1 pseudogene is annotated in these 242 nt (G+C 71.1%); it reads left to right on the forward strand.

Annotated elements, in window-relative coordinates:
• Positions 1–242: pseudogene (locus tag ACTFO6_RS19555) on the forward strand (DNA polymerase III subunit epsilon); the annotation flags it as partial.

Raw genomic sequence — 242 nt, forward strand, 5'->3', positions numbered from 1 at the left:
CCCCGCCCAGGAGTCGTATTTCCGCCTGCTGATCCCGGCCAGCGCCCCGGAAACCGGGGGCTTCGCCCTGCCCGCCCCGGCCGGGAGCCGGCCCGAATACTACGACTTCGACCCCTTCCGCCAGCAGCCCTCCAGCCCGGCGCTGGACGAGCGCAGGCTCACGGAGCTCAAGTACGCCGTGTTTGACACCGAGACCACGGGGCTGGAGCCTTCGGCGGGCGACGAGATCATCTCCATCGGCG

The organism is Pelomicrobium sp. G1, from assembly GCF_051905455.1.
Classification (GTDB): domain Bacteria; phylum Pseudomonadota; class Gammaproteobacteria; order Burkholderiales; family UBA6910; genus Pelomicrobium.